At 68.4% G+C, this 5,871-nt stretch carries 6 protein-coding genes; 4 read left to right on the top strand and 2 right to left on the bottom strand.

Going from position 1 to position 5,871, the window contains the following annotated elements; genetic code table 11:
- Window positions 1-436 (bottom strand): helix-turn-helix domain-containing protein (locus EQG76_RS25460; protein WP_159717505.1); only part of this gene is annotated, 436 nt, incomplete at its 3' end.
- A gap of 243 nt (window positions 437-679) precedes the next feature.
- On the opposite strand from EQG76_RS25460, the gene EQG76_RS25455 reads away from it, so the two are divergent.
- Window positions 680-2,299: a GMC family oxidoreductase gene (locus tag EQG76_RS25455; RefSeq protein WP_159717503.1), complete on the top strand. Its 1,620-nt coding sequence runs from the start codon at window positions 680-682 to the stop codon at window positions 2,297-2,299.
- A gap of 119 nt (window positions 2,300-2,418) precedes the next feature.
- Window positions 2,419-3,153, top strand: a complete 735-nt coding sequence (locus tag EQG76_RS25450; RefSeq protein ID WP_159717509.1) for a winged helix-turn-helix domain-containing protein — start codon at window positions 2,419-2,421, stop codon at window positions 3,151-3,153.
- A gap of 30 nt (window positions 3,154-3,183) precedes the next feature.
- Here EQG76_RS25450 and EQG76_RS25445 read toward each other — a convergent pair whose 3' ends face one another.
- Window positions 3,184-3,660, bottom strand: a complete 477-nt coding sequence (locus EQG76_RS25445; RefSeq protein ID WP_159717501.1) for a MarR family winged helix-turn-helix transcriptional regulator — start codon at window positions 3,658-3,660, stop codon at window positions 3,184-3,186.
- Between the two features lie 167 nt (window positions 3,661-3,827).
- Between EQG76_RS25445 and EQG76_RS25440 the strand changes: the two genes are divergently transcribed.
- Entirely contained in the window at window positions 3,828-4,622 is a 795-nt protein-coding gene (locus EQG76_RS25440) for an alpha/beta fold hydrolase (protein ID WP_159717499.1), read from the top strand.
- A gap of 229 nt (window positions 4,623-4,851) precedes the next feature.
- The gene (locus tag EQG76_RS25435; RefSeq protein ID WP_200841112.1) at window positions 4,852-5,691 is read left to right on the top strand and encodes an alpha/beta fold hydrolase; all 840 of its coding nucleotides are present in this window, start codon (window positions 4,852-4,854) and stop codon (window positions 5,689-5,691) included.
- Window positions 5,692-5,871 lie beyond the last annotated feature (180 nt).

Genomic DNA, 5,871 nt, shown 5'->3' with positions numbered 1-5,871 from the left:
CCGCCAGGATCCGGCTGTGGCCCAGCGACGGGTCCGCCAGGACGCTCTGCAGGAACGCCAGCCGCAAAGGATCCGCATCCGCCAGATCGATCAGCACGGCGTAGGGGCGGATGGCGCCGATCGCGAGCAGTGCTGCATGGGTGTCGGTGAAGAGCTCTGCCGTGCATTCGCCCATACCGGCGAACAGCCGCTCGTAGCAGGGCAGCCGGTCGGCCGATGCCAGGACCACGACGGTCGCGGATGGCAGGGGCATGGCGGTTGGCTGGCCCTCGATCAATGCCTCGATGTCGGCGCGGTAAACGCGGCGATGCCCGCCCGGCGTCTTCCATGACGGGATGGAGCCGCCCTCGATGAGCAACTGGGCCGTGCGCACCGAAACGCCGAGCAGCCTGGCCGTGTCCGCCGTCGTCAGGATGTCCTTCTGCGCCTTTCTCATCACGTCCCTTCTGCGGCTCGCCGGAGCGCGCCACCGCCTGCCGTTGCCGGCTGGCCCTTAAGGATAGTGGTTGCCGCAAAAAACGAAAGAGTTGCTAAATTTGATAGAATTGATAATTGGCCTTACGGCTCAAGTGCCAGCGGGCCTCGCCATGACAGCGCTCCCTGGCCACGGAACCGGCCGCATCGTCCGGAGCACGCCCCCGCGTGCATGATGGCCGGTCATGCAAGGAGGACATTTCAGATGACCAAAGATGCCGCCTCTCCCGAGGATCGAGATTTTCCCCGGCGGGCACAGGAGAACCAAGTGCGGCTGACCGCCGAGCTTCGGCCCCATTACGACTTCATCGTCTGCGGTGCCGGTGCCTCCGGCTCGGTGGTGGCCCGGCGTCTGGCAGAGAATGCGGCTGTCCAGGTGCTGCTGGTCGAAGCCGGCGACAGCGACGATGCCGAGACCGTGCTGGATCCGGCCCGGTGGCCCGAGAACCTAGGCAGCGCGCGGGACTGGGGGTTCCAGGCGCAGCCGAACCCGCATCTGAACGGCCGCACGCTTGCCATGTCGATGGGCAAGGGGCTGGGCGGCGGCTCCAGCGTCAATGTCATGGTCTGGGCGCGCGGGCACCGCAGCGACTGGGACTTCTTCGCCTCGGCAGCAGGCGACCCCGGCTGGGGCTATGATGCGGTGCTGGGCATCTATCGCCGGATCGAGAATTGGCAGGGGACGCCCGATCCCCACTACCGAGGGAGTTCAGGGCCAGTCTGGGTCCAGCCGGCCGCCGATCCCAGCCCGGTCGCGCACGCCATGCTCGACGCGGCCCGGGAACTCGGCATCCCGACCTTCGCCCACCCCAACGGCCCGATGATGGAAGGGGATGGGGGTGCCGCCATCTCCGACATGCTGATCCGCGACGGCCGGCGCCATTCGCTTTACCGCGCCTATGTCCGACCCTGGCTGGACCGGCCCAACCTGACGGTGCTGACCGACACGGTCGTGCGCCGCGTGGTGATCCATGACCGGCGCGCCATCGGCGTCGAGGTCGTCCGCGCGGGGCAGGTCCACACGATCGGGGCGGGCGCGGAAGTCGTGCTGTCGCTGGGCGCCATCCAGACGCCCAAGCTGCTGATGCACTCAGGCATCGGCGATCTCCGGGAACTTAGCCGCTTCGGGATCCCGGTGGTGCAGCACCTGCCGGGCGTGGGGCGGAACTTTCAGGACCACGTGTCGTTCGGCTGCACCTGGGAATATCGGGAACCGATCGCCCCGCGGAACAGCGGCAGCGAGGCGACGCTCTACTGGAAGAGCCGCCCCGGCCTGGACGCACCGGACCTCCTGTTCTGCCAGGTCGAGTTCCCGGTGCCGAGCGAGCGTACCGCGGCGTTTGGCGTGCCGGCGCATGGCTGGACGATGTTCGCCGGCCTGGCGCACCCGGAAAGTCGCGGCCGCCTGCGCCTGCAGAGCGCGGATCCGATGATCCCGCTCGTGATCGACGCGAACATGCTGGCCGAGCCCGCGGACATGACGACCGCCAAAGCCTGCGTCGACCTGTGCCGCGCCCTGGGCAATGCCCAGGCGTTTTGGCCCTTCGTCCGGCGCGAGGCCATGCCGGGCGAGCTCAACGGCGCAGCGCTGGAAACCTATATCCGCGATGCCGCCGTCACCTACTGGCACCAGAGCGGCACCGCGAAGATGGGACGTGATGAGCTGTCCGTCGTAGACGGTGCGCTCAAGGTCTACGGGATCGAGGCGCTGCGCGTGGCGGACGGCTCGATCATGCCGCGGGTGACGACCGGAAACACCCAGGCGCCCTGTGCGATCATCGGCGAGCGGGCCGCCCAGATGCTGCGTGCGGCGCATGGGCTATGACCAGCGCAGGCTGGCAAGAACCCCTCGAGGTGGCGGAAAGCCGGAAGGGGCGAGCCTTCCTGGCAGCCCCAGGCCCGGTGCATCGTCTGGCGAATGCCCAGGCCTTCCAGGCCCGGCCGATGCCGCCCGAACAGCCCCATCGCCTGGGCCGCGTGCTGGTGGTCGATGACGATCCCCGGCTCCGCAGCAGGATCACGCGCTGCTTTGCGGATCATCGCTACCTCGCCCTCGGTTCGTCCGGCGGCGATGCCGCACGGCATCTGCAGCACGGCCCGTTCAGCCTCGTGGTGCTGGATGTCTCGCCGGCCGCCTTCGACGGCTTGGACCTGCTGCGCCGGATTCGCGCATGCTCCGACGTGCCGGTGATCCTGATCACCGGGCAGGGCGAGGGCGCGATCGACCGCGTCGTCGGGCTGGAGCTCGGTGCCGACGACTTTCTCTGCGCACCGCTCGACCTTCGCGAGCTGCTGGCGCGGGCCCGCGCCATCCTGCGGCGCCAGCAGGCGGGCCGGCGCTCAGCGGCAGCCCCGCTCAAGGGCGGCTACCGCTTCGCCGGCTGGGAACTGCACCATCGCAGCAGGGTCCTGAAGGACCCGGCAGGTGCCGCGGTCGGCCTGACCAGGAAGGAGTTCGCGCTGCTGCTGGCATTCCTCGAGGCACCGGGGCGGCCGCTCTCCCGTGCCCATCTCATGCGGGCGACCAGGATGCATGAGGATGTCTTCGACCGCAGCATCGACATCCAGGTGCTGAGGCTCCGGCGCAAGATCGAGACCGACCCTGCCGCCCCCAGGCTGATCCGGACCGAGCGCGGCCTGGGCTACCTCCTCGACGCTCGGGTGGAACTCCTGTTCTGAGCCGAGCCACTGCCTCCCGGTGCCGGCCGGTCAGCCGTCGGGCTGCGCGCTGCCCTGGCCGCCGATATGGCGGTAGACGGCATCGCGCAGCCGCTTAATGTCCCGGTTGAGCTCACCCAGCCGGGCTGGCGACTGCGCGGAAGCCGCGAGCAATGCCTCGCCCAGGCAGCCGGCTCGGGCGCGAAGATCCCGCCCGGGCCCGGTCAGCTCGACCACGACCTGCCGCTCGTTGGCGGGGTTGCGCGTCCGGCGGACCATGCCTGCCGCTTCGAGCCGCTTGAGCAGCGGTGTCAGCGTGCTCGATTCGAGCGCCAGCTGCTCGGCGATGCCGCCGACGGTCTGGCCGTCCGAGCGCCACAGGACATTGAGCACGAGATATTGCGGATAGGTCAGCCCAAGCCCGTCGAGCAGGGGCTTGTAGGCGCGCTGGATGGCCATGCCCGCCGAGTAGATGGCAAAGCAGAGCTGATCGTCCAGCGGCACCGGGCCGGCGGCGTCCTCGGTCATGGCAGGCTCCTTCCCGGCCGGGGATGGTGGGACATGCGATAACGGATATCGCGATAAGTTTATCTGGACAAGGGAACGGCATGTCGCTAAGTAATTGCTTATCGCGATAATTATTATTGTAATGGATGCAACTCCGCCCCCCGACCACCCTGGTTAGGAATGCACCCATGATCAGCAGGATCCAGAAGCTCGCCATCGCTGCCGCCGCCGCGGCGAGTGTCGCGGGCCCGGCCCATGCCGCATCGCCCGGCGGCAGGCCCGTGGGCCAGGCGCCGCGGAATGTCGTGCTCGTGCACGGTGCGTTTGCCGACGGTTCAGGCTGGCGCGGCGTGTATGACGAGCTGACGGCGCGCGGCTATCGCGTGACCATCGTCCAGAACCCGCTGACCTCGCTGGCCGACGACGTCGCGGCCACCAGCCGGGTGCTCGCCCGCCAGGACGGTCCGACCATCCTGGTCGGCCACAGCTATGGCGGCACCGTCATCACCCAAGCCGGCGTCGACCCCAAGGTCGCGGGCCTCGTCTATGTCTCGGCGCTGGCCCCCGATGTCGGCGAATCGACCGGCGACCAGTTCGCGGAGATTCCCGCCCCGCCGAGCTTCGTCATCGAGACCGGCGCGGACGGCTTCGGCTTCGTGAACATGGAGAAGTTCAAGATCGGCTTTGCCGGCGACACGAGCGATGCCGGCGCCGCCTTCCTGCGTGACTCGCAGGTGCCGATCAACATGGCGATCTTCGGCGAGAAGGTCACCCATGCCGCGTGGCGCACCAAGCCGAGCTGGGCGGTCGTGGCGACGGAGGATAGGGCCATCGACCCGAAGCTCCTGCGCCACACCGCCCGGCGCATCGGCGCCGTCACCAGGGAAGTGGAAGGCAGCCACGTCGTCTTCCTGACCCAGCCCAAGGCCGTCGCCGATGTGATCGACGAGGCCGCCCAGGGTGCGGCCCACACGTCCCAGTGAGGCCGGCCCATTCCTGCTGCCGCGGGCATCGCTGCCGGGCGGGCGGCGCTCCATGCGCCGTTCGCCTTGCGCAGGAAATCGTGATGGCACCCATTCAGATTTGACTACATCTGCAGCAGACCATTTGGCTGCATCTGCAATATTCGGCAGCATTGGATTTGACGATGTCGCCGCGGGAGACGAGGGGAACTCGGGCAGCTTCCCTGTCCCGATCGAGGAACTACCGCCCATGCAGGCTTCCCGGCTGACGCAGCGCGTCATGACCTCCCATGGCTCGATCTTCGTGGAGCGCAGCAGCGGGAACGGGCCGCCCTTGCTGCTGATCCACGGCAATTCCTCCTGCCGGGGCGTGTTCGCCCGCCAGTTCCAGAGCGCGCTCGCCGACCGGTATCGCCTGGTCGCCATCGACCTTCCCGGGCATGGCCTGTCCGATGATGCCGCGGACCCGGTGCGCACCTACTCGCTGCCCGGCTTTGCCGATTGCATCATCGAGCTGCTCAGGCTTCTCGGGATCAGCGAAGTGTCCATCCTGGGCTGGTCGCTCGGCGGCCATATCGCCATCGAGATGCTGGAGCGCTTTGACGGGATCAGAGGCCTGATCCTCACCGGAACGCCTCCCGTCCGGCGCAACGGCATGGCGGAAGGCTTCGTCGCGTCACCGGATCGCGGGCTGCCGGGACGGAGGATCCTCGATGAGGCGGAGATCGATGCCTTTGCCCGCCACATGTTCGGCGAACCTGTCGAACCGTTCCTGCGCCAGGCGATCCGGCGTTCGGACGGCAGGTGCCGTGAGCAGATGTTCGCCTCAGCACGCAAGGGCGTGGGCGTCGACCAGCGGCTCGTGATCGAGCAGAGCACGGTGCCGGTGGCCGTGATCAACGGCAGCGCCGACCCGTTGATCAGGCTCGACTATCTCGACGGCGTCGCCTTCGGCAATCTGTGGGAGCGCCGCTGCCATCGTCTGGACGAGGTCGGCCACGCGCCGTTCTGGCATGCTGCCGACGCGTTCAACGCCCTGGCCGGCCGTTTCCTCGACGCTGCCGCCGATGCGACGGCGCGCTCCGGCTGACCGGCCGGCGCCAGGCGCCGTCAGCCCGGCAGCCGTTTTTCCAGCAGCAGGTGGTTGCACCCGTCCTCGACACGATAGGTCATCGCATCGACGCACTGGACCTTCATCCGTCCTCGGCGGCCTGCTGGCCGCCCGCCGCTCCGTTGGAGACCGGATCAGCCGTCTGCTGACAGCTGATGG

The organism is Geminicoccus flavidas (assembly GCF_009806515.1).
GTDB lineage: Bacteria > Pseudomonadota > Alphaproteobacteria > Geminicoccales > Geminicoccaceae > Geminicoccus > Geminicoccus flavidus.
This window is presented reverse-complemented; position numbering and strand designations above follow the sequence as displayed.

Excerpts from the sequence above, each read along its gene's own strand:
- EQG76_RS25440 (WP_159717499.1), top strand. The coding sequence starts at position 3,828 with ATGATCAGCAGGATCCAGAAGCTCGCCATCGCTGCCGCCGCCGCGGCG.
- EQG76_RS25450 (WP_159717509.1), top strand. The coding sequence starts at position 2,419 with ATGCCGCCCGAACAGCCCCATCGCCTGGGCCGCGTGCTGGTGGTCGAT.
- EQG76_RS25435 (WP_200841112.1), top strand. The coding sequence starts at position 4,852 with ATGCAGGCTTCCCGGCTGACGCAGCGCGTCATGACCTCCCATGGCTCG.
- EQG76_RS25445 (WP_159717501.1), bottom strand. The coding sequence starts at position 3,660 with ATGACCGAGGACGCCGCCGGCCCGGTGCCGCTGGACGATCAGCTCTGC.
- EQG76_RS25455 (WP_159717503.1), top strand. The coding sequence starts at position 680 with ATGACCAAAGATGCCGCCTCTCCCGAGGATCGAGATTTTCCCCGGCGG.